The organism is Acinetobacter sp. TY1, assembly GCF_048551395.1.
Taxonomy (GTDB): Bacteria; Pseudomonadota; Gammaproteobacteria; order Pseudomonadales; family Moraxellaceae; genus Acinetobacter.
This window is the reverse complement of sequence record NZ_JBLYZK010000009.1, coordinates 1-21,849: the sequence shown is the minus strand read 5'-3', so window position 1 is coordinate 21,849 and position 21,849 is coordinate 1. Positions and strand designations below refer to the sequence as shown.

Sequence of the window (21,849 nt, the reverse complement as noted above, 5' to 3'; positions counted from 1 at the left end):
TCTTTTACAGCACATTAAACCGAGCTAATGTGCAAGCAAGATATCCTGAGCGATCATAGGATAACGATCACTTAACATAGACGCAAATGTCTGACGAATATTATTGAGGTGAGTCGGATGATCTGCATCAAAACGTACAGTAAAAAACTCACCTGTATTGGATGCCCGAATAATGCCAAAGCCATTTTTAAAATCGAGGCGTATACCATCAATTTTACTCAACTCAGCATCACAACTATTCCCACGGCGTTCAATTTCCTGTAAGACCGCTTGTGGATTGGTATTGTGAGTGCTGATATAAGTATCTTCAGTATAAAACCGTTCAGGAAATGCTGACATTAACTGTGATAGAGATTGCCTTGGTTTCTCACTCAAATACTCCATAACACGTAGTGCGGCATATAAACCATCGTCATAACCGAAACCACGACCATCATTAAATACATAGTGACCTGCATATTCACCGCCAAATACAGCACGACCTTTGGACTTTCGTAAATATTGGCGTAGAAAACTACTTCCAGTTCGAAGCATGTGCGGCTTTCCACCCATCTTTTTAATGATTTGCCCCACCATTGTAGAACATTTTACATCAAAGACAATTTCCTGCCCAGGATGTGACTGTAAACACATTTGTGCAAATAACGATAATAAACGATCAGCAGAGATTATTTTGCCTGTTTCATCCATCAGTACAACACGATCACCATCACCATCGAGTGCGATACCCAAATCAGCTTGGTGCATCATGATCTGTTGTTTCATTTTACCCAGATGTGCCGATTGTGACGGATCAGGTGCATGATCAGGAAAATGACCATTCGCTTGACAACGCAGTGTAATCACCTCACAACCGATTTTTTTTAAAACCAACGCTGCACATGCACCAGCTGAACCATTTAAGCCATCAAGTACAACTTTAAATGGACGTTTTAGCTGAATATCTTCAAGCATAGCTTTTTGATAACTTTGGCAAAGCTCAAGATTGATCACATGATTATACTGACTTTGTTTGACATCAAATATAAGCTCTGTTTGTACCTTGAAAGGATCTTTTTGATTCTTTATAAATTGATTAGCATCTTGTGCAACTTGCTGAATTTTATCAGGACATGGTGGTTCAAACTGAACAATCCATTTAATACCATTGTCAGATATAGGATTGTGGCTTGCGGTCACCATAATACCATTGCCCTGGGTTTCACGCGCTGCAAAATACATTTGTGGTGTAGAACAACAATCTAATGTTTTAACTTTAAAATTCTGTGTACGAAAAACATCTTCGATAATTTTCGCAAAATATGGGCTCGACAAACGTGCATCATAACCAATGACGATTTCAGATTGTCCTTGAGTTTTATATTGTTGCACCAATGCATGTGCAATGGCATATATAACTTCGCCATCCATTTGTTCCACTTTTCCACGAATATCGTATGCACGGAAAATATGAAATGGAAAGATCTTATTTGACCGTTTCATAAGCATTCTTTGTACTACTTTTACAACGCCGATTGTAAGTTTTAAATGATTGTACATTTAAATCAAGCATTCACTTTCACTTCTTCTTAAGCCATTATTTAATATATTTCTATATTTTTCTTGTATAGCGAGAAAATAGTCAATGAGTATGAAGTTTTCATAAGCTGATTAAACTAATCTAATATATACAATTACAAGCTATTTATTAAATATATCTTTTGTTACATCACCCATAAAAACATAATATAAATTAGAAAAAAGACCTGAAATTCAGGTCTTTATCATGACTATAAAAAAACAATATTTTATCAAATGATAAAGCTATCTTATTACAAAATTATTGCTGTCCTGTATGACCAAAACCACCTGCACCACGCTCAGTCGCTTCAAATTCATTTACAATATCAAACTGCGCTTGAATCACAGGAACAAGAACATATTGAGCAAGGCGCTCACCTGGTTCTAAAGTAAATGTTGTTTGACTACGATTCCATACCGAAACCATGAGTTCACCTTGATAATCTGAATCGATTAAACCAACCAAGTTACCCAAGACAATACCATGCTTATGACCTAAACCCGAGCGTGGCAAAATCAAACCAGCAAAGGCAGGATCTTCAATATAAATTGCCATACCTGTTTTTACTAAAACCGTTTGTCCTGGCTCAATTTGAATTGCTTCTTCTACACATGCACGTAAGTCTAAACCTGCTGAACCCGTGGTTGCATAAGTCGGTAAAGCCCATTCTTGACCTAAGCGTGTATCGAGTACTTTTACTTGAACTTTCATTTCGTAATCCTATTTAAAAATGGTCAATCTTCTCTTTACCATTCCTTAACAGAAGGCAAAGCACATATAAATAAAAACTATTTTTTCGACACTATTTCTTTAATAATGCTTTTAAATTCTGCAAATATTGTTGTGCTTGCAGTTTTGGATCGATATTTTCAGCCAATTTTTTCTTGCGACCGAGCCAATCTAAATCATCTTGAGGCAACTCATCGAGGAAGCGACTTGGGGTCATTTGTTTCATTTGACCGCCATTTTTACGTTGTTCTGCCAAAGTTAAAGTTAAACCTTGTTGCGCACGGGTAATGCCCACATACATCAAACGACGTTCTTCCTCAATGGTTTCTGCCGCAATCGAGTTTTTATGTGGCAATAATTCTTCTTCAAGCCCCATGATGTACACGAATGGAAATTCCAAACCTTTCGACGCATGCAAAGTCAGTAAATTGACTTTATCTGTATCTTCTTCTTCCTGTTGCTGTTCGAGCATATCGAGCAACACCAATTTGCGAATCACACTTTCAATATTCTTTTCATCGACATCTTCAGCACGGTTAATCAAACTTTGAATACTGCTATAGAGCATTTCGATATTATCGAGTTTGGTTTTTTCCTGTGCAGGTGTCGCTGCCGTTTCCTTAAGATAGTCGATATAACCTGCTTCGAGCATCATTTGGCGGATTTTCGGCACTGGCTCATCATCATCCAACAATTCACGCGTGAAATTATTGATGAATTCAGCAAACTCCGCCAATTGTGTCGTTGCCTTTTTGGGCATCACCATAGTTAGACGCTGATCACTAGCAGCAGTTAAAAGTGATAAATGATTTTCTTGCGCGAATAAACCCAGTTTTTCTAAAGTCACAGGGCCAATGGCACGTTTTGGTGTATTAATAATACGTAGAAATGCACTGTCATCTTCAGGGTTGATAATGACTCGTAAATAACTCATCACATCCTTAATTTCAGCACGACCAAAGAATGACTGACCACCCGATAATTTATAGGGAATCTGCATTTGACGCAGTTGAGTTTCAAGCACGCGGGCTTGAAAATTTCCACGATATAGTACTGCGTAATCTTTCCAACTTTTACCATTCATCAGCTTATGTGTGAGTAAATCTTTGACCACACGTTCTGCTTCATCATCATCATTACGGCAAGTAATAACTCGGATCACTTCGCCATGCCCTTTATCACTCCACAATTTTTTCTCAAAAATATGCGGATTATGATCAATCACATGGTTCGCTGCTTTTAAAATTCGACTCGTAGAACGGTAATTTTGCTCAAGCTTAATCACTTTTAAGTTATGAAAATCTTCTTGTAGCAATGCCATATTTTCAGGTTTTGCACCACGCCATGCATAGATGGATTGGTCATCATCACCAACTGCTGTGAATTGCCCCATCACCCCAACAAGCAGTTTGACAAGCGTATATTGTGCTGTATTGGTGTCTTGATACTCATCGACCAATAAATAACGAATACGATTCTGCCAACGCTCACGAACTTCAGCATTGTCCTGTAATAGTCGTGTTGGCATAACAATCAGATCATCAAAATCCACGGCGTTATAGGCACGTAAATTTCGCTCATAAAGCTGATACAAATGTGCAAATTGCACATCTTCCTGCGTTTCACATGTTGTATGTGCTTGTTCAGGCAAAATCAGATCATTTTTCCAATCTGAAATCATCTTCATCGCTTTGGCAATCAGTTCTTTACTTTCTGCACCTGATAAATTATCACGATGCATCAAATCCATCAGAATGCGCTTACAGTCATCAGCATCGAGAATAGAAAAATTATTTTTGAGCGGTGTATTTTTTAATTCTAAACGGAGTAAATTTAGTCCAAAGGTATGGAATGTCGAAACGGACAAACCTTTACCCTCTTCTTTACCCAAAAGTTTACTGACACGCTCTTTCATTTCACGTGCAGCTTTATTGGTAAAGGTCATGGCTGTAATACGATACGCAGGAATACCACACTGCTGTACCAAATACGCAACCTTACGCGTAATCACTGAGGTCTTACCTGAACCCGCACCAGCAAGTACTAACAAGGGTCCTTGAGTGTATTTCATTGCTTCAAGTTGCTTGTCATTCAGTTGACTTGCTTTTGACATGGTTCATCCTCTAAAAACTTCGGGGTCAATTATAGACACCTCAATGCATGCTTGCCTAATGCTTAATACAAATTTTCATCTGACATTTTTTCCCATTTTATGTTGACTTTTAAAATGTCAAATACTTGTTTATTTCAAATGTTGTGTCTTTGTGCATTTTCATTCCTTGAGTCTTTTTAATGCACAAAAAAAAATCGAACCACAAAAGTGATTCGATTTTAAGATTTAATCAATTTCAACAGTTATAGAAGATTCTCTATATTTGTTAAGCCTGATCTATCTTCTTATTTTACTGCATATACAGTAATTTCTACACGACGGTTTTGTTCACGACCTGCAGCAGTTGAATTATCAGCTACTGGAGAAGTTGAACCGTAACCACGTGCAGTAATACGTGATGAAGCAATACCTTGTGAAGATAAATAGTTCTTCACAGAGTTCGCACGATTTTGAGACAATGGGTTATTGATTGCATCAGAACCTGTGTTATCTGTGTGACCGTGTACAACAATTGCAAGTTGGTTTGCAGTACCATCTTCACGTAGAACGCGAGCAACATCATTCAGTGCCGCTTGGAACTGTGGTTGAATCATAGCTGAATTGCTTGCAAATGTTACAGAAGGCATCACCATATTGATTGAGCCATCTGGATTACGGTTTACGTCAACACCAGTACCTGCGAGTTCTTGTTTAAGACGCTTTTCTTTCTTATCAAGAAGCAAACCTGCACCACCGCCAACAACTGCGCCAATTGCAGCAGCTTGACCCATTTTATCTTTGTCTGCATTTGAATATGCAAGACCAGCACCAAGCAATGCACCAAGACCAGTACCGATTGCTGCTTTGTCATATTCCATATTTTGACAGCCAGAAAGTGCCAACGCCCCTACTACAGCTGAAATTACAAGTGCACGCATGACATGCCTCCAGAGATTGTGATTTTTGTATGAAAGAATAATGGTATAAAAAACAAAGTTAGACCATTGCCTTTTTGTTAAAAATTCAATGAATTTTTACAATTTGTAATAAATTTAAAAAGGAAAAGCGTTCCTTCGCCATATTTTACACATAGTTCGTTATAGATACTTTTTTATTTATGAAGCAACGGCTATATTTAAAGCATATTTTTGGGTGAAACGTTTTAATTCGGGACATTTCCATGGCATTACAGAAACAACAACAATCCTTATTGAAAAAAATAACCAAAGGCTTGACTGTAACTTCAGTCATTACAGGCAGTACTTTTTTTCATGGTCCACCAGTGCTTACACTTGGCTTAACCAAACTTTTTAAACAGTCTAAAAAAGTTGATGAAACCAATATCCAAATTACAAATAGTTGGATTGGTGTCAACAATTGGCTGATTGATCATGTCTTGCCTGAAACAAAGTGGGACATCAGCATAGATCCTGAACTTGATTTAAATATGCAAGGTCGCTATTTGATGTCATGTAATCATCAAAGCTGGGTCGATACGACCGTCACTCAATACTTTGGTTTAACTCGTATGCCATTGACGCGTTTTTTCACCAAATGGGAACTTATTTTCATTCCCTTTGTTGGACAAGCTTTTAAAATACTTGGCTTTCCGATGATGAAACGCCATAGTAAAGAACAAATTGCTCAAAATCCTGCCTTGAAATATCAGGATATGGATGAAGCACGCAAGGCATGTGAACATTTACTCAGCCAACCCTTTACCCTACTTAATTATTTAGAAGGCACACGTTTTACCGCTGAAAAAAAAGCGAAACAACAATCTCCCTTCCAAAATCTACTCAAACCTAAAGCTGGCGGTTTAGCTTTAGCATTGAATATTTTAGGTCAGCAAATAGATGCCTTTGTAGATATGACGATTGTCTATCCTGATGGTGTGCCTGGTTATGGTGAGTTTTGGCTCGGTGAAGTCCCTCGCATTGTTGTAAATATGCGAAAAATTAATATTCCCGATTGGGTCATTGGCGGTGATTACGAAGATGATGCAGAATACCGTGAGAAATTTCAGCAATGGGTCGATGATTTATGGCGGGAAAAAGATCAATTGATTACTCAAATCAAACAGCGATATCACTCAACCTCTTAGACCTTCCCTCTGAGTGAACCACCTTAAGTACCGGATGTTTCAATGAATAATACAGAACAGGCACCTCACAACTACCATTCAATGTTACCTAAAAATAAAAAGACATTAGGTTGGTGGATTGCCTTTGGCTATGACATTTTCATGATGTTTATTATTGTCTTCAACCTGTTCTGCTTGGCTGCCAATGCCTTTTTAATGAGTAGCTATGGAAATTGGTTTTTCAATGAAATTCATTTACCTCAAGTTCTTCAATATTACAAAACTGAATTACATCCTTGGGTCATTATTACGGAAAGTTGGTTTATCATTTTTTTATGTGTAGAACTAGGCGTTCGTTGGTTTATTGCAATCATCAATAAACATCATGCCCGTTGGTTCTTCTTTCCATTTATTCATTGGTATGAAATTTTAGCCATCATCCCAATGTTACGCTTTTTACGTTTAATTCGAGTTGTCGTGATTGGTTACCGTGTCCATGAGTTAGGCTATAAAGTCATTCCCGATGGCCTAAAAAAGCGAATTCTTTTTTACTATAGTGTCATTATGGAAGAACTCTCAGATCGTGTTGTGATTACTGTGATTGATGGCATTAAACAGGAATTAGATACCAGTTCAACCCACAAACAAATTATTCATGATTTGGTTGACCATCACCGAGAAATGTTTAGTGTGGTTTTAGCAGAAATTTTACAAGAATCTCTTGCTGTTGAACTTAAAGTCTATCAACAACAGATTGGTGATGGTGTTGGGCAAATTGTACGACAAGCTATTGAGGACACACCTCAACTTACCCAACTTTTACGCTTGATTCCAATTGCAGGTGGAATGATCGAAAATCAAATTCAGAATATTGGTCAACAACTTGGTGAAAATATTACTCAAGGCCTCATTGAGCCCTTTACATCTGGCTCCGTATTGCAACCCAATACCACTTATCAGTTAATTTCTGAAAAAGTAAGCAATTTAAATATTGAAAATCAGAAGCTTGAAGAATTAGTTGAATCTGTGGTCAATGAAAGTTTAGAATCTCTGCGGAAGCAGGTAAAAATTAAACAATGGCAACTTGTATTAGAAAAAAATGATCAAGTTAAAGAATAATCAATCCCTTGCAATTATTTGTATCTTGGGTGGAGAATTCCATCAATTTGTTCTAGGATTTGCGCTATTTTACAATTTGAACTTCAGATTAAAACTTTGGGTCACAAGCCTTTTAAGGAATAACTATGGCTGATTTACGGATTACAGGCAAAATGCTTCATAGTAATCGATTAACTTTCGAAACCAATGATCATGATGCCATCCGCCAGCAACTCAACAAAATGATGGGCGAAGCCTCTTACCAAGGGGCGTTAGTTGTACTTGATACAACTGTTGAACAGGAGCTAATTGCACTTATTCAGCTTGTTGTAAGTCTGGAGCTACAACCAATTGGTGTTGTTGATGGTTTACTGAGTGATCAAGCACGTGCAATTCAGTTTCCAATTGTTCCTGCTGATCGCCCATTGCAACGCATTAAACCGACAAAAGAACAAGTGGTCGAAACACCTGTCATTACAACAGAAACAATTCAGCCTCAAACAGTCGCTGAACCAGTAAAAAAAGTGATTAGCCATACAACTTCGTACCATGATGAGATTTTACGTACAGGTCAATGCCTTGTCCAAGATCATGGTGATATTATTTTAAATGCAGGCATCAACAGTGGTTCTGAAGTCATTGCATCAGGAAATATACATATCTATGGAAGTGTTCGTGGTAGAGTCATTGCGGGTGCAGGCGGTAACACGGCTGCAAGAATATTTTGTCATTCGCTAGAAGCTGAATTGGTTTCCATTGCTGGGACATATTGTGTTGCAGATGACATTCCCCAGCACGTAATCAAGCAATCAGTTCATATTTATTTGAATGATCAGCAGGAACTTGAGTTCCAGCCTTTGCAATTTTAATGTTATAAATTATACACCATAAAAAGCCCCATTTAAGGGGCAATGACCATAACAGGAGTGGATTCGGTGGCCAAAATTGTTGTTGTTACATCAGGCAAAGGTGGCGTGGGTAAAACCACAACAAGCGCATCTTTTGCAACAGGTTTGGCCCTTCGTGGTCATAAGACTGTCGTTATTGATTTTGATGTAGGTTTACGTAATCTCGATTTGATCATGGGCTGTGAACGCCGTGTCGTTTATGACTTCGTTAATGTTTTAAATAACGAAGCACGCCTACAACAAGCGTTGATTCGTGATAAAGACATTGAAAATCTTTATATTTTACCCGCATCACAAACACGTGATAAAGACGCTTTAACAGATGAAGGCGTTGCACGTGTTATGGATGAACTTTCACAAGAGTTTGATTACATTATTTGTGACTCGCCTGCTGGTATTGAACGTGGTGCAATTTTAGCTATGTATCATGCTGATGAAGCGATCATTGTAACCAATCCTGAAATTTCATCTGTCCGTGACTCAGACCGTATTATTGGTATGCTTGATAGCAAAACCAAAAAAGTCGAAAATAATGAAGGTCGTATCCGTAAGCATCTATGTATCACACGCTTCAACCCTGAACGTGCAGATAAACAAGAAATGTTGACGATTGATGATATTTCTAAAGACATTTTACGTGTACCTACTTTAGGTGTTATTCCAGAATGCCCAAGCGTTCTACAAGCATCAAACGAAGGTAAACCTGTGATTCTGTTTACAGAGTCAGAGGCAGGTCAAGCGTATGATGATCTTGTCGCACGTTTCTTAGGTGAAGATCGCCCTTACCGTCACATTACCGTGAAACCAAAAGGCTGGTTAGCACGACTATTTGGAGCGTAAAGATGGCAGGATTCTGGAGTAAACTTTTCAGCAATGATGATAAACCGACGAGTGCACAAACTGCGAAAGACCGTCTAAAAGTGATTGTTGCTTCTGAAAATGGTTTAGGTAAACGTTTGAGCCAAGATAAAATTGACCAAATGAAGAAAGAGATCATGCAGGTGGTCAATCGTTATGTTCGTGGTGTAGATGAGCAACATATTCAAATGTCTGTTCGTTCTGAAGCGAACATTGAAATGCTTGAGATGAATATCAATTTACCTGAAGAACGTTAATTTCATTATTGATTAGTCAACTGAATTGAATCAGGGCAAAATATGAAGTAGGTTTTGGAAAATAATTTTCAGCCATTCAATATTTTGCTCTTTTTCATGACATTCTTTGCAGGTTCACATTCATTTCACAAGTAATGAATGGTCATGATTCTGTTGTCAGATTACTTATTGCATGATTTTCATCTAAGCTTTGCATTTTTGATGATAAAGTAAAAAGCAAAAGCCCTGTATGATGCAAAAAATTTGAATCTTTAATTTTAAAAAATTTATTTTGAGGAGATGCTGCCATGGCACTTTCACAGCCAGCAACGTTCAATGAAGAATGGTCAGACGAGCGTGTTTTTGCCTACTTAGAGCAACTGCCTCCTGCCGATGTCAATGCAGACTTTCATGTTTTAGCACATGCATTTAAACATATGCGCCCTGCTGACTATGAGCGTCTTTTGACTCAGTTTAAAGCCAATGGTCGTGATATCAACGCAACCAATCCTGAAGGTCAACGCATTCATGATGTGATTGCACAGTATCCTCGTCATAAAAATGAGTTTTTAGAAGTCTTAGCTAAATTTGCTTAAATCTATAAATGACCCAATAAAAAACCTGCTTGTTAGCAGGTTTTTTATGTTTTAAAAATGACTTATGGGAAACACGTTAAACCAAAATATCTCGCTTACCATTGGCACCTTGCCCACTCACAATGCCATTTTCTTCCATCTGATCCACAATACGTGCAGCACGGTTATAGCCCAAACTAAACTTACGCTGTAACGATGACACTGAAACTTTTCTAGTCTCTAAAACAAAAGAAACACACTGATCGTACAAAGCATCACGACTTGGATCACTATCACCATCTTCAAAGCCACGATTTGTTGGCTCTTCATCAAATGGCGTTAAGATTTCATCGACATAATTTGGCTCACCACGTTCACGCCACGCATCACAAATACGATTTACTTCATCGTCTGAAATAAATGCACCATGTACACGTTCAGGCTCAATTTTACCTGGCCCAAGGAAGAGCATATCACCATGACCAAGTAAATCTTCTGCACCACCTGCATCCAAAATGGTACGTGAGTCAATCTTACTATTTACACGTAATGCCACACGGGTTGGAATGTTGGCTTTGATCAGACCTGTAATCACATCCACTGATGGGCGCTGTGTCGCAAGTAATAAATGAATGCCTGCAGCACGAGATTTCTGTGCCAAACGCGTAATCATTTCTTCCGCTTTTTTACCCACTTGCATGATCATATCTGCAAATTCATCTGCCACAATGACAATAGACGGTAATGGCATCAAACGAGGCGCACGCTCCCCAACAACAGAATCACTGGCTTTCCATGTTGGATCAATCAGCTCTTCGCCATTGGCAATGGCCTCTTCAACTTTACGGTTATAATCAGAAAGTTTACGAATTTTTAAGAATGACATTAATTTATAACGTCGTTCCATTTCATTGACACACCAATTCAATGCATTGACCGCATCTTTCATATCCGTCACAACAGGCGTTAACAAGTGTGGAATATCGTTATAGTTAGCAAGTTCTAGTTGCTTCGGGTCAATTAAAATCAAACGTAATTCATTTGGCGTATATTTCAGCAACATCGATAAAATCATTGAATTTACAGCAACAGATTTACCTGAACCCGTTGTCCCCGCAACAAGCATATGTGGTGCTTTACCCATATCTGTAATGACGGGATTACCCGAAATATCTTTACCCATTGCTGTGGACAATATACTAGATGAATCTGAAAATGCTGCCGTTTCCACCAATTCAATTAGACGCACCATTTCACGGGTACTGTTTGGCACCTCAATACCAATATACGGCTTGCCTGGAATGACTTCCACCACACGAACTGAAGCCATAGACATTGAACGAGCAAGATCACGCGAAATATTGGTCACTTTCGAAGCTTTTACACCTGGCGCCAAATCTAGTTCAAAACGAGTCACGACAGGTCCTGGCTGCGCTTCAATCACTTTTGCTTTCACGTTAAATTCTTGAAGTTTAATCTCCAATAATTCTGAAAGTCGTGCCAATTGTTCTTCAGTAAAATTGACTTTTTTATTTGGATCAACTTTATCAAGTAACTCAAAACCAGGTAAGGGAGATAAATCACGACGTTTTTGTGCTACTTGCATTGAACGTGACATTGGACGTCCATGTGCATCGGTCAATGGTGCATCTAAATCAAATTCATCTTCCTCATCCAATGCGGTATCTAAATCTGAAACATTGCCTGTTGTACCCTTCCATGCATCTCTAAAGGCATCTTTATCTGAAGCAACTCGTTGTTTTTCTTCATCTGACAAATTTGATGCTGGTATTAAAGTTTCATTCCCCCCCTGAAAATTGGTTTGAATTTCTGCTTTAACCAATGGCGATGATTGCGCATAGCTGCTTGTAGTACGAATTGATTGCTGTGGTGGCTCAACTGGTGATGTTACAGACAAAACCGATGGATCTGAAAAATGAGTAGGTTCATCTGCAAGTGAAGCTAAGTCATCTAACTCAGATGCCAATTGATCCTGCGAATTCACTTTTTTAACAGTACTGTCTGTTACAGCTGAATGAAACTCAAAAGCAGCTTCAGCTGGTTGCTCTAGCGAATGCGCTATTGAATTGTTTATTTGTTGGTTATTTTGTGAATATGGCTGATGAATATCTGTTGCCGTCTTACCATCTGGAACAACTGAGAGTAATTCATCAAAGACTTCATCATTATCCCAATCAATATTCGATGTTGGTTTTTGTGCGTGTTGACTGTGTAATTGTTCACTTAATGATGGATGTGCCGAATTATAAACTGTAGCGGGCTTATCTTCTGCTTCACGTAATAAAGCATCAATTTCTTGCTTAGTGTCTTTTTCAGTATTTAATGCTCTCCACACTTCACCTGTTGGTACAACATGCGGACGATCATTTCTAACTTGCTGTGCACGTGCGAGTGCAACTTCTATATCATCTTTAGGCTCTACTTGGAAAGCATTTTGATCATATTCATGATCCAACATATCATCAAATAACTGTTCTCCTACACGTTCATGACGTGCATCTCGAACTTGTTGCTCAACCGTATCTACCTCAATAAATTCAGGTTCGGTCTGAACTGTAGGCATCACTGTTTTTTTCTGTTCTTGGACATTCGCAGGACTAGGGTCCTTTGCTTTTGTCGATGAGGTTGTCAAATCATAAGCTGACTCTTCTTCAGGCACATTTTTATAAAATAAATCTTGTAAATATGCTGGCGTTGCTTTGAGTGTCACCCATGTTTTATTCCACTGAATACCAAATGCAAGCGTTGCTAGAACTGTCAATAAAACCAATAAAAACAGTACTGCACCATAAATAGTAATGAGCTGAGAAAGGCTTTCACCCAACTCATAACCAATAATACCGCCTGAGGCATTATCAAGCGTATCTGCTGGCACATTCCACAACAAATAAATTAACGTGGATAATGTCAATAATATAAAGAACTGTGCTGCATAGCGAAATGGACGACTTAGAAAACTATGTGGCCACCAAAGTTGAATAGCTTCAAGAAAGAAATATACAGGTATCAGCAGGCTTGCCCATCCAAGGAAGCCAAACAGCATATCTGCAATCCATGCACCTGTTACACCACTGGTATTTGATACCTGTTGTGTATCACTAGAAATATGCATCCATCCTGGATCAAATGGTGTATAGGTGACTGTTGCTAAAAACAGAAAAATACCAAATGAAATCAAGAATATCGTAATTATAAAGCGCTGTGCATAAACACTCGACACCGCAGTCATATGCTGTCCTGTAACCCATTGTTGATTAATATTCTTTTGTTGATGGTCAGTGCCATCTTCAACTCAGAAATGTATGCAATATTATGCACATGTTCTTTCAAAAAAGATGCATACAAACTGAAGTATGTTGTTATCTTTATTGTATATAAGCACTATATAGCTCAATTCGATTTAGATGATCAATATTATCGACATCAAAGACACAACACTTCGACTCAGTTTCACGTATAATTTTCTCAAAATGTGTATTTCTGAAATAAAAAAGGATTCTGTACATGAGCGCTCGTCACTCACGTTTAATTATTTTAGGTTCTGGCCCTGCAGGTTATAGCGCTGCAGTTTATGCTGCTCGTGCCAACTTAAAACCGACACTCATTGCAGGTATGCAATTGGGTGGTCAGCTCACGACAACCACTGAAGTGGACAACTGGCCTGGTGATCCTGAAGGTTTAACGGGCCCAGCACTGATGGAACGTATGCAAGCACATGCAGAACGTTTTGGTACAGAAATTTTATATGACCACATCAATGAAGTTGAACTGAATGTGCGTCCTTTTGTACTCAAAGGCGATATGGGCGATTACACTTGTGACGCCTTAATTATTGCCACAGGTGCAACAGCACAGTATTTAGGACTTGAATCTGAACAAGCCTATATGGGTCAAGGCGTAAGTGCTTGTGCAACGTGTGATGGTTTCTTCTATAAGAACCAAAAAGTGATGGTTGTTGGTGGTGGTAATACTGCGGTTGAAGAAGCCTTGTATTTATCAAACATTGCTGAACACGTAACTTTAGTTCACCGCCGTGACAAATTGCGTTCTGAAAAAATCCTTCAAGATCATTTATTTGAAAAAGAGAAAGAAGGCAAAATCAGCATTATTTGGAATCATGAAGTTGAAGAGGTTTTAGGTGAAGCGACTTCTGGTGTTACTGGTGTTCGTTTAAAATCAACTCAAGATGAAGCAACTCAAACTGTTGATGTATCAGGTTTATTTGTTGCGATTGGTCATAAACCAAATACAACTATGTTTGAAGGTCAGCTTGAACTACGGAATGGCTATATTCAAGTTCAAAGTGGTACTGCAGGTAATGCAACTGCCGCATCTATTCCAGGTGTATTCGCCGCAGGTGATGTTGCAGATGACGTTTATCGCCAAGCGATTACCTCGGCGGGTTCAGGCTGTATGGCTGCGCTTGATGCAGACCGTTTCCTTGATGGTATTGAGTGATTTTATGTAAATTAGGTCACATTATTTGATTTTTTTACATTAAAAATAACCGTCTACATGGCGGTTATTTTATTTTTGATTTATAACAGTTGTGCTCTCATCATAATTTTTACACAGGGATCATAATGACAACAAATTGGACCGACGGCTATCAAACTGAAGTAAATTACACCTATGGTTATTACCGTGATTTAAGCCCAAACTATCAAAAATTTTGCTTATTATTAAATGGTGTCGATTGCCCAACCAGTACAGCAACACAAGCACATTGCGAGCTTGGTTTTGGTCAAGGCGTCAGTTTAAATATCCATGCTGCGGCATCTTTTGGACATTTCTTTGGTACCGATTTTAACCCTGCCCATGCAGGTCATGCCAATCAGGTCGCTGAATATAGCCAAGCACCACATCATTTTTATGATGATAGCTTTGAAGAATTACTCAATAAAGACTTACCACAATTTGACTCAATCAGCCTACATGGTATTTGGAGTTGGATCAGCCATGAAAATCAAGGCATTATTCTCAAGTTTATTCGTAAATTCTTAAAGCCAAATGGTATTGTTTATATTAGCTATAATTGCGTTACGGGTTGGGCTGCAAATATGCCGATCCGTGAGCTTTTCCACAGCCATTTTAAATTTAACAGCACAAGTACCAATCCGATTCAGAAAGTGAAGGATTCCCTCGCATTTTCTGAAGCATTATTGGAACAAGAACCGAATTTTGCTAAACGTAATCCGAATGCATTGAACAAAGTCAAAGAATTACAAAAACAAAATCCAAATTACTTAATTCATGAATATCTGAACCAAGATTGGCAATGCTTTTCTTTCCAACAAGTTGTACGGATTATGGAGGAAGCCAAACTTTCTTATGCAGGTTCAACCGATTTAAATACGCATTTAGACAATATCAACTTTTCAGCAGAGCATCAAAATTTCCTGAATCAGATTGATCACCCTGTTTTCAAAGAGCAATGCCGAGATTATTTTGCAAATACACAATTCCGCAAAGATTTGTTTATTCGTGGCAAAAATAATTTAACGGCGCTTCAAACACAAGAACAACTTAGAAATACTGCTTTTGTATTACTGACATCTCCTGAAAGCTTACCCACAACTATTAATGGTTACTTAGGTGAATTCAATCTGATTCAAGATATTTATCAACCACTTTCTGAACACTTCAAAAAGTTAGATTATCAACCTATTCTTTTATCAGACTTAGAAAAAGCACTACCTCAACATAATTATGCACAGGTGCTCAATGCAGTCGTCATTTTATGCCATCTTGGACATATGCAACCTTGCCAATCTGAACCGAGCACTGAATTAGTTCAATATACACAACAGCTCAATAGTCACATTCTGCATCAAGCAAGTTTTCATGCAAACTATCAGGTACTGGCAAGCCCTATAACAGGTATAGGTATTCCAACTGATCATTTTTCACAACTGTTCTATCGTGCTCATTTTGTCGATGGCTTAAAGAGTACAAAACAACTTGCCCACTATGTACAAGATGTCATCACTCAACTTGGCTGGTTAGTTCTCGATGAAAAGGGGCAAAGTGTTTCTGAATCAAAACAAAGTATTGAAATTATTCAGAAAAAAGCCGAGTTATTCATCAATAGTGATAAGTTAAAAATTGCTCGTCAGTTACAGCTTTTTGCTTAAGTCAATCAACATATTGATATTGCTTCAACACTAAAGAACATTGACTCAGACTTGGACTTTCTACAAACGGATCAGCTACTATAAAGCCTGATCCGTTTTTCAAGGCTGAACCGTGACCATACTCCCTCCTTCTATGTTTACTTTCCCCGATCCTATTGAAGCTGATCCTGATGAAGAAGGATTGATTTGTATTGGCGCCGATCTTGAACCCTCAACACTGTATGAAGCCTACACACATGGTTTATTTCCATGGTTTTCAGAAGGTGAACCGACTTGTTGGTGGAGTCCTGAACCACGCTGCATTATTCGCTCCGAAGACTATCATCCAAGTAAGTCACTTATTCGTAACATGAAAAAATTAGATTATCGCATAACGATAAATCATGCTTTTGAAGATGTGATTCGTTCATGCTCACTACCTCGCACCTACGCCGATGAAACATGGATTTCAGAAGATATTATCCAAGGTTATTGTGCTCTGTTTAAAGCGGGTTATGCCTATAGCGTCGAAGTTTGGGATCAAGACAAAATAGTTGGTGGTTTATATGGCGTCACCATTGGCAAAGGTTGTTTTGGTGAATCGATGTTTAGTACCCAAACTGATGTATCAAAAATGGCTTTTTATGTATTAATGCTCATTGGACAAGAAAATCAATTGCCATGGATTGATTGCCAATTGGTCAATGATCACCTGTTAAGCCTCGGTGCGAGTACAATTTCTCGTCAAAACTACTTAAAATCGTTACAAGATGTTGTAAAACAACCTGCTATAGATTGGAAAAGATATCAAGACCGTGTATTTTCAAGTAAAACAATAGCGTTAAATGCGCGTATGACGGATTGATAATATAAAAGAGGGACAAACACTATGAATTCTTATCATCCAAAGTCCCTACTCAATGACTTGCAGTATTACATTACGCCACCACACGATTGCAGTTATTTAGAACAAAAATCTGCTCGCATGGTCTTTCTAGACCCTGCACAACGTATTGATGTGGTTACCTTATCTGAACTATCTCGCACCGGTTTTAGACGTAGTGGCGATTTTGTTTATCGACCTGAATGCCATCTTTGCCGCCAGTGTTTATCTTCACGTGTTCCTGTTGCAGATTTCAAACGTAATAGCGCACAAAAAAAGGCATGGAAAAAAAACCAAGATCTCACCCTTAAAATCACATCAACCCAAAATGCAAACATTACCCATTATCAACTGTATGAACGTTACATTCGGGAACGCCATGCCGATGGTGATATGTTCCCACCAAGTTATGATCAGTTTGAAAAATTTCTGATTCAAAGCTGTGCTGAAAGTTTCTTTATTGAATTATGGAAAGATGATCGCCTCGTATGTGTATCGACCTGTGATATGTTAGATGATGGCTTATCTGCGGTGTATACTTTCTTTGATCCAGATGAAAGTCACCGTTCGCTTGGTGTATTTGCAGTATTAAAACAAATTGAATATATTCAAAGCCTAGAGCAACCCTATGTTTATTTGGGCTATTGGGTGCCACATTCTCGTAAAATGAACTATAAATCACAGTATGCACCCATTGAATTATTACTCGATGGACAATGGCGTCGCATCAATCGTCATTTAGATGCCGAAGAAATTAAACAATTGGGCGATATGCTCATGACGACTCTACCCTCGGAATGGAATGAACCTATGATTAAATAATCATAGGTTCATATTTTAATTCTGCTCGTTTTTAATAATGGATTAACCAAAAAGTTTTGAAAAATCATCACTACATGCTCGTACCATAATCACAGCATGCTCACGCCCACCCTTTTCAAGCGGATAATAATTTTTACGTAAATCAATCTGATGAAAATCAGCTTTTTCATACAATGCAATCGCAGCCAGATTCGATTCACGAACTTCAAGAAAAATTTGTATCGGATCATTTTTAAGCATCGCGATAGACTGATCAAGCAATTGATAACCCAAACCTTTTCCTTGCTGTGAAGGATGGATTGCCATCAGTAACAAATTGGCTTCATCAAGTACGGGTTGCAAAATACAAAAACCCACCACCGCCCCCTGCACTTCAATCACCGTACTTTGATAAGAAGCAATCGATTCCTCAAACTGTTTTTGCGTCCATGGATGGCTTTGAACCAGTTTTTCAATCTGTGTCACTGCAACCAAATCAGTGTTTTGCATCAAACGAATCATCTTCGTTCATCTTTAAAATATAAGTTCTGTAATTATAGGAAAATCCCAATCTTTATTGAACCTTATTCTGTGATTAATCTAATCAATTAAATGCCTAGCGTCTAAAATAATTAAATACCTAACTTTGCTTTCCAATGTTCAAGTAAACTTACTGTATCTAAATCATTAGGATGGAAACTCGGTCTAAAGTACGCCAACATTTCTTTGGTCATACCCGCAATAATTCCTTTTGAAGGACTGTAAGCATATTTATAAATCATACCTAATTCTTTTAAATTTAATTTCCCGTCATCTTTAAGCAGACGTATCACAAAAGAAGATTGTGCAATAAAAATCAAGGTCATAGCAAAAATCAGTGCCGAGCTACGCAAAGCGTATGCTTTTACCCCCTTACCAAAAACACCTTCATATACATCAAATGCAACAGCTTTATGCTCATTTTCTTCGACCGCGTGCCAATACCACATAAAAGACATGGTTGGATCGGTCATCAGTTTTTGAATATGTTCATTAATCAGTAATTGAGAGGCAATCGTTGCCGTAAAATGCTCAAGTGCAGTTGTTGCCGTTAAATCAACCATTTCTTGTGTCATACCAAATGGTTTCACTACTTTTGCAAAAACTTTTCGTGCACCTTGAATCAGTCGTCCAGTTTCACGTTCATATTTATCAACAGCATGTCCAAATTTTTTTGCAGAGGCATTAAAATTGACATGCTCTTGTGTATGCATTGCTTCTTGTCCAATAAATGCACTTATTTCTTTCTGTAATACTGCATTATCTTTAATTGCAGGATGATAGCGCACCGCACGAACAGAATCGATGAACAGTTTTTCACCGTCAGGAAAGAGTGCTGACAATGCCGTCATAAAGTGGGTGATACCTGCAGAATTTTTTGCCCAATATTCAGGCACATCATTGAAATCAAAATTCATACGGCGGACAGGAAATGATGCCCCTGCACGGTTAGAAATCGTTACTTTTGCATTCATTGCATTTACTCCTATTGGATACAGTCTGTATCACAATTTTTTATGTTTGTTTTTCTATTTCTTATATTACTTTTTTTTAGATAGACGATAATTGCTACGCGGGACATCAGAATGTCACTTTAGGACAGTTTTACTAGTAGATTGTCCTACAATTTATATTCAATACACGAGGTAGCCTTAAAAACTTTATTTCCAATAATTCATAAAAAATGGAGCTAAATGCTCTATTTTCCCTTCTTTATTTATATTACATGTGCATTTTTAGCTGAACTGCTTGGTATTACCGACCAAATCAAGACAATTCATAGATTGCTTAAATATTTCTATATTTGTTTTTAAAATGATGACTCAAAAACTATTCTTTCGATTCCCCTTGGCGTGGCAAAGTATGATCACCACATTGCACATATTTCGTCTGTAAGCCTGAAATAACACTTTGACTAGTATTTTCACTTGCCAATGCAACAGGTTTCACAGTAGTCAGATGACTTCCTATTCCAAGGTATATACTTCTGGGTAAAATGGCTCATATTTTCCGAATCTCCCAATTGTTTTTCCACACTTGAAAGTTAATACGAACACATTTGTTTTGGAAAATAACATGCGACTTTATATAAGCTCCGTTTTAGGAAAATATTACGTTTACGGAACATTTATAAACCAAGGATTCAGGCAAAATACGCATGCATGCATCCAAAATTGTATCTTGGTTTGGAATACTAAAAACATAGCTCATTGAGCGCTGTAGCATGGTAATGTGCGTTGTTCACTTTGCATTGATGGCATCCAAAGTTACAACTGTTTCACCGCTAACGACCACGATAACACGCTTATTTTATAGCCTAAATTTTCAGGCAAAACTGTGGATGAATGATCTGCTCTTTTAAGTCTTCACTGCCTTTAAATGTCGGCGAATGACCTTGATCGTGGTTATAATATCCAGTGCCGAAATAAAATAATTACAGGTAAACTTGTACGTTTCACCATTTTATTCTTCAAAAAAAATCAACTAGCTAACGATTAATTTTCGTTGAAAAATTGGCTAAAATAATTTTTATGCTATCAATCCAATTATATCAATCACTATCTACCAACGCTTTTTTGAAGCACCTATTTTAGTCAATCAAGAACGTACCACAACACTGCTTCTTCACCATCGTGCTTTTCAACATGCCAACCTCATAGCTCTAATCCCGCCTTACGTGAAGTTACTCAAGATTTTCTTTCTCGATATTTCTGTAATCTAAATGAAAAATTTAATGTAAGTGTATGTAAAGCCTTCTTTCGATCAAATTACAGATGAACTCGTAAAGAGTTAGCTTTACAATAATTATGGGAAACTCAAATCCTAATGAGTCAATTGGCAGGAATTTTAGGCTTTCCGAACAGTCTATATTCACAAGGGCTATTAATAGTTGGTTTAATACTTCACCAAAACATGTCCGTTTAAATAAGAGATTAATTGATAAGCAGAATTTGAGCTAAGTTAAAGTTATTCTATTTAAGTTATTTTTTCATATCAAAAAACTAAATCAATTTACTCTCTATTTAAAAATGTAGCAAAAAAATGCTCCCAAAGGGAGCATTTTTTACACAGCAGTGATTATGCAGTTACTTTCGCAACAACACCAGCACCAACTGTACGACCACCTTCACGGATCGCAAAACGTAGACCTGGGTCCATTGCGATTGGGTGAATTAGTTCTACTGACATTTCTACGTTGTCACCAGGCATAACCATTTCAACGCCGTCTTGAAGAGCGATAGCGCCAGTTACGTCAGTTGTACGGAAGTAGAACTGTGGACGGTAACCGTTAAGGAATGGAGTATGACGACCACCTTCTTCTTTAGAAAGTACATATACTTCTGCATCGAATTTAGTGTGTGGCTTGATTGTACCTGGTTTAGCAAGTACTTGACCACGTTGAACGTCTTCACGTTTAGTACCACGAAGAAGAACACCACAGTTCTCGCCCGCACGACCTTCGTCAAGAAGTTTACGGAACATTTCTACGCCAGTTACAGTTGTTTTAACTGTATCTTTAATACCAATGATTTCTACTTCTTCACCAACTTTAACGATACCAGACTCAACACGGCCAGTTACTACTGTACCACGACCTGAGATAGAGAATACGTCCTCGATTGGCATAAGGAATGCTTTATCGATTGCACGCTCTGGTTCTGGGATATAAGTGTCAAGCGCTTCAACAAGAGCAAGAACAGCTGGAACACCGTAAGGGCCTTCATCGCCATTCAATGCAAGAAGAGCTGAACCACGGATTACAGGAGTGTCATCACCAGGGAAGTTATAAGTAGAAAGAAGTTCACGAACTTCCATTTCTACTAATTCGATTAACTCTTCGTCATCTACGAT

Annotated in this window: 18 protein-coding genes and 1 pseudogene; 10 read left to right on the top strand and 9 right to left on the bottom strand. The window is 38.1% G+C overall.

What is annotated here, in order from left to right; all coding sequences use genetic code 11:
• Positions 1-24 precede the first annotated feature (24 nt).
• The 4 genes from ACK2M2_RS07560 to ACK2M2_RS07545 all read right to left on the bottom strand — a co-directional run bounded on the left by ACK2M2_RS07560 (position 25) and on the right by ACK2M2_RS07545 (position 5,320).
• Positions 25-1,482: a phosphomannomutase/phosphoglucomutase gene (locus tag ACK2M2_RS07560; RefSeq protein WP_409511656.1), complete on the bottom strand. Its 1,458-nt coding sequence runs from the start codon at positions 1,480-1,482 to the stop codon at positions 25-27.
• Positions 1,483-1,819: 337 nt separating this feature from the next.
• Complete coding sequence (dut, locus tag ACK2M2_RS07555) at positions 1,820-2,272, bottom strand: dUTP diphosphatase (RefSeq protein WP_419347164.1); 453 nt, start codon at positions 2,270-2,272, stop codon at positions 1,820-1,822.
• Positions 2,273-2,363: 91 nt separating this feature from the next.
• On the bottom strand, positions 2,364-4,403 hold the full coding sequence (locus ACK2M2_RS07550; RefSeq protein ID WP_409511658.1) for a UvrD-helicase domain-containing protein: 2,040 nt from the start codon (positions 4,401-4,403) through the stop codon (positions 2,364-2,366).
• A gap of 284 nt (positions 4,404-4,687) precedes the next feature.
• Positions 4,688-5,320 carry an OmpA family protein gene (locus tag ACK2M2_RS07545; RefSeq protein WP_409511659.1) on the bottom strand — a complete coding sequence of 211 codons (633 nt, stop codon included), beginning with the start codon at positions 5,318-5,320 and terminating at the stop codon, positions 4,688-4,690.
• A gap of 242 nt (positions 5,321-5,562) precedes the next feature.
• Between ACK2M2_RS07545 and ACK2M2_RS07540 the strand changes: the two genes are divergently transcribed.
• The 5 genes and pseudogenes from ACK2M2_RS07540 to minE all read left to right on the top strand — a co-directional run bounded on the left by ACK2M2_RS07540 (position 5,563) and on the right by minE (position 9,586).
• Positions 5,563-6,486 (top strand): acyltransferase, encoded by a 924-nt coding sequence (locus ACK2M2_RS07540; protein ID WP_409511660.1) that lies wholly within the window; start codon positions 5,563-5,565, stop codon positions 6,484-6,486.
• 129 nt (positions 6,487-6,615) lie between these two features.
• Positions 6,616-7,584, top strand: a pseudogene (locus ACK2M2_RS07535) (preprotein translocase subunit SecA); the annotation flags it as partial.
• A 125-nt stretch (positions 7,585-7,709) separates the two neighbouring features.
• Positions 7,710-8,432, top strand: coding sequence for a septum site-determining protein MinC (minC, locus tag ACK2M2_RS07530; RefSeq protein WP_409511661.1), 723 nt, complete (start codon positions 7,710-7,712; stop codon positions 8,430-8,432).
• Between the two features lie 66 nt (positions 8,433-8,498).
• Positions 8,499-9,311 (top strand): septum site-determining protein MinD, encoded by an 813-nt coding sequence (gene minD / locus ACK2M2_RS07525; protein WP_409511662.1) that lies wholly within the window; start codon positions 8,499-8,501, stop codon positions 9,309-9,311.
• A 2-nt stretch (positions 9,312-9,313) separates the two neighbouring features.
• A complete protein-coding gene (gene minE, locus ACK2M2_RS07520; protein WP_409511663.1) occupies positions 9,314-9,586 on the top strand; it encodes a cell division topological specificity factor MinE in 273 nt (90 codons plus the stop codon).
• 142 nt (positions 9,587-9,728) lie between these two features.
• On the opposite strand, the gene ACK2M2_RS07515 is transcribed toward minE, so the two are convergent.
• The gene (locus tag ACK2M2_RS07515) at positions 9,729-9,875 is read right to left on the bottom strand and encodes a hypothetical protein (RefSeq protein ID WP_409511664.1); all 147 of its coding nucleotides are present in this window, start codon (positions 9,873-9,875) and stop codon (positions 9,729-9,731) included.
• Between ACK2M2_RS07515 and ACK2M2_RS07510 the strand changes: the two genes are divergently transcribed.
• A complete protein-coding gene (locus ACK2M2_RS07510) occupies positions 9,874-10,161 on the top strand; it encodes a PA4642 family protein (protein ID WP_409511665.1) in 288 nt (95 codons plus the stop codon). The two genes, ACK2M2_RS07515 and ACK2M2_RS07510, sit on opposite strands and share 2 nt — an antisense overlap.
• Before the next feature lie 76 nt (positions 10,162-10,237).
• Here the strand turns inward: ACK2M2_RS07510 and ACK2M2_RS07505 are convergent, their stop codons facing one another.
• Positions 10,238-13,390, bottom strand: a complete 3,153-nt coding sequence (locus ACK2M2_RS07505; RefSeq protein WP_419347156.1) for a DNA translocase FtsK — start codon at positions 13,388-13,390, stop codon at positions 10,238-10,240.
• A 275-nt stretch (positions 13,391-13,665) separates the two neighbouring features.
• Between ACK2M2_RS07505 and trxB the strand changes: the two genes are divergently transcribed.
• From trxB to ACK2M2_RS07485, 4 genes are all read left to right on the top strand, one after another.
• On the top strand, positions 13,666-14,619 hold the full coding sequence (trxB, locus tag ACK2M2_RS07500) for a thioredoxin-disulfide reductase (protein ID WP_419347153.1): 954 nt from the start codon (positions 13,666-13,668) through the stop codon (positions 14,617-14,619).
• Between the two features lie 125 nt (positions 14,620-14,744).
• Positions 14,745-16,295, top strand: coding sequence for a class I SAM-dependent methyltransferase (locus tag ACK2M2_RS07495; protein ID WP_419347151.1), 1,551 nt, complete (start codon positions 14,745-14,747; stop codon positions 16,293-16,295).
• A gap of 112 nt (positions 16,296-16,407) precedes the next feature.
• Positions 16,408-17,139, top strand: a complete 732-nt coding sequence (gene aat / locus ACK2M2_RS07490) for a leucyl/phenylalanyl-tRNA--protein transferase (RefSeq protein ID WP_419347148.1) — start codon at positions 16,408-16,410, stop codon at positions 17,137-17,139.
• Between the two features lie 24 nt (positions 17,140-17,163).
• Positions 17,164-17,979 (top strand): arginyltransferase, encoded by an 816-nt coding sequence (locus ACK2M2_RS07485; RefSeq protein ID WP_419347145.1) that lies wholly within the window; start codon positions 17,164-17,166, stop codon positions 17,977-17,979.
• A 42-nt stretch (positions 17,980-18,021) separates the two neighbouring features.
• On the opposite strand, the gene rimI is transcribed toward ACK2M2_RS07485, so the two are convergent.
• From rimI to ACK2M2_RS07470, 3 genes are all read right to left on the bottom strand, one after another.
• A complete protein-coding gene (gene rimI / locus ACK2M2_RS07480) occupies positions 18,022-18,480 on the bottom strand; it encodes a ribosomal protein S18-alanine N-acetyltransferase (protein ID WP_409511671.1) in 459 nt (152 codons plus the stop codon).
• Between the two features lie 110 nt (positions 18,481-18,590).
• Positions 18,591-19,472, bottom strand: coding sequence for a metal-dependent hydrolase (locus ACK2M2_RS07475; protein WP_419347142.1), 882 nt, complete (start codon positions 19,470-19,472; stop codon positions 18,591-18,593).
• Positions 19,473-21,075: 1,603 nt separating this feature from the next.
• The coding region (locus ACK2M2_RS07470) for an elongation factor Tu (protein ID WP_419347139.1) at positions 21,076-21,849 on the bottom strand (774 nt) is incomplete at its 5' end.

Coding starts and splice junctions, on each gene's coding strand:
- ACK2M2_RS07560 (WP_409511656.1), bottom strand. CDS start 1,482: ATGAAACGGTCAAATAAGATCTTTCCATTTCATATTTTCCGTGCATAC.
- dut (WP_419347164.1), bottom strand. CDS start 2,272: ATGAAAGTTCAAGTAAAAGTACTCGATACACGCTTAGGTCAAGAATGG.
- ACK2M2_RS07550 (WP_409511658.1), bottom strand. CDS start 4,403: ATGTCAAAAGCAAGTCAACTGAATGACAAGCAACTTGAAGCAATGAAA.
- ACK2M2_RS07545 (WP_409511659.1), bottom strand. CDS start 5,320: ATGCGTGCACTTGTAATTTCAGCTGTAGTAGGGGCGTTGGCACTTTCT.
- ACK2M2_RS07540 (WP_409511660.1), top strand. CDS start 5,563: ATGGCATTACAGAAACAACAACAATCCTTATTGAAAAAAATAACCAAA.
- minC (WP_409511661.1), top strand. CDS start 7,710: ATGGCTGATTTACGGATTACAGGCAAAATGCTTCATAGTAATCGATTA.
- minE (WP_409511663.1), top strand. CDS start 9,314: ATGGCAGGATTCTGGAGTAAACTTTTCAGCAATGATGATAAACCGACG.
- ACK2M2_RS07510 (WP_409511665.1), top strand. CDS start 9,874: ATGGCACTTTCACAGCCAGCAACGTTCAATGAAGAATGGTCAGACGAG.
- ACK2M2_RS07515 (WP_409511664.1), bottom strand. CDS start 9,875: ATGGCAGCATCTCCTCAAAATAAATTTTTTAAAATTAAAGATTCAAAT.
- ACK2M2_RS07505 (WP_419347156.1), bottom strand. CDS start 13,390: ATGACTGCGGTGTCGAGTGTTTATGCACAGCGCTTTATAATTACGATA.
- trxB (WP_419347153.1), top strand. CDS start 13,666: ATGAGCGCTCGTCACTCACGTTTAATTATTTTAGGTTCTGGCCCTGCA.
- ACK2M2_RS07495 (WP_419347151.1), top strand. CDS start 14,745: ATGACAACAAATTGGACCGACGGCTATCAAACTGAAGTAAATTACACC.
- ACK2M2_RS07485 (WP_419347145.1), top strand. CDS start 17,164: ATGAATTCTTATCATCCAAAGTCCCTACTCAATGACTTGCAGTATTAC.
- rimI (WP_409511671.1), bottom strand. CDS start 18,480: ATGATTCGTTTGATGCAAAACACTGATTTGGTTGCAGTGACACAGATT.
- ACK2M2_RS07475 (WP_419347142.1), bottom strand. CDS start 19,472: ATGAATGCAAAAGTAACGATTTCTAACCGTGCAGGGGCATCATTTCCT.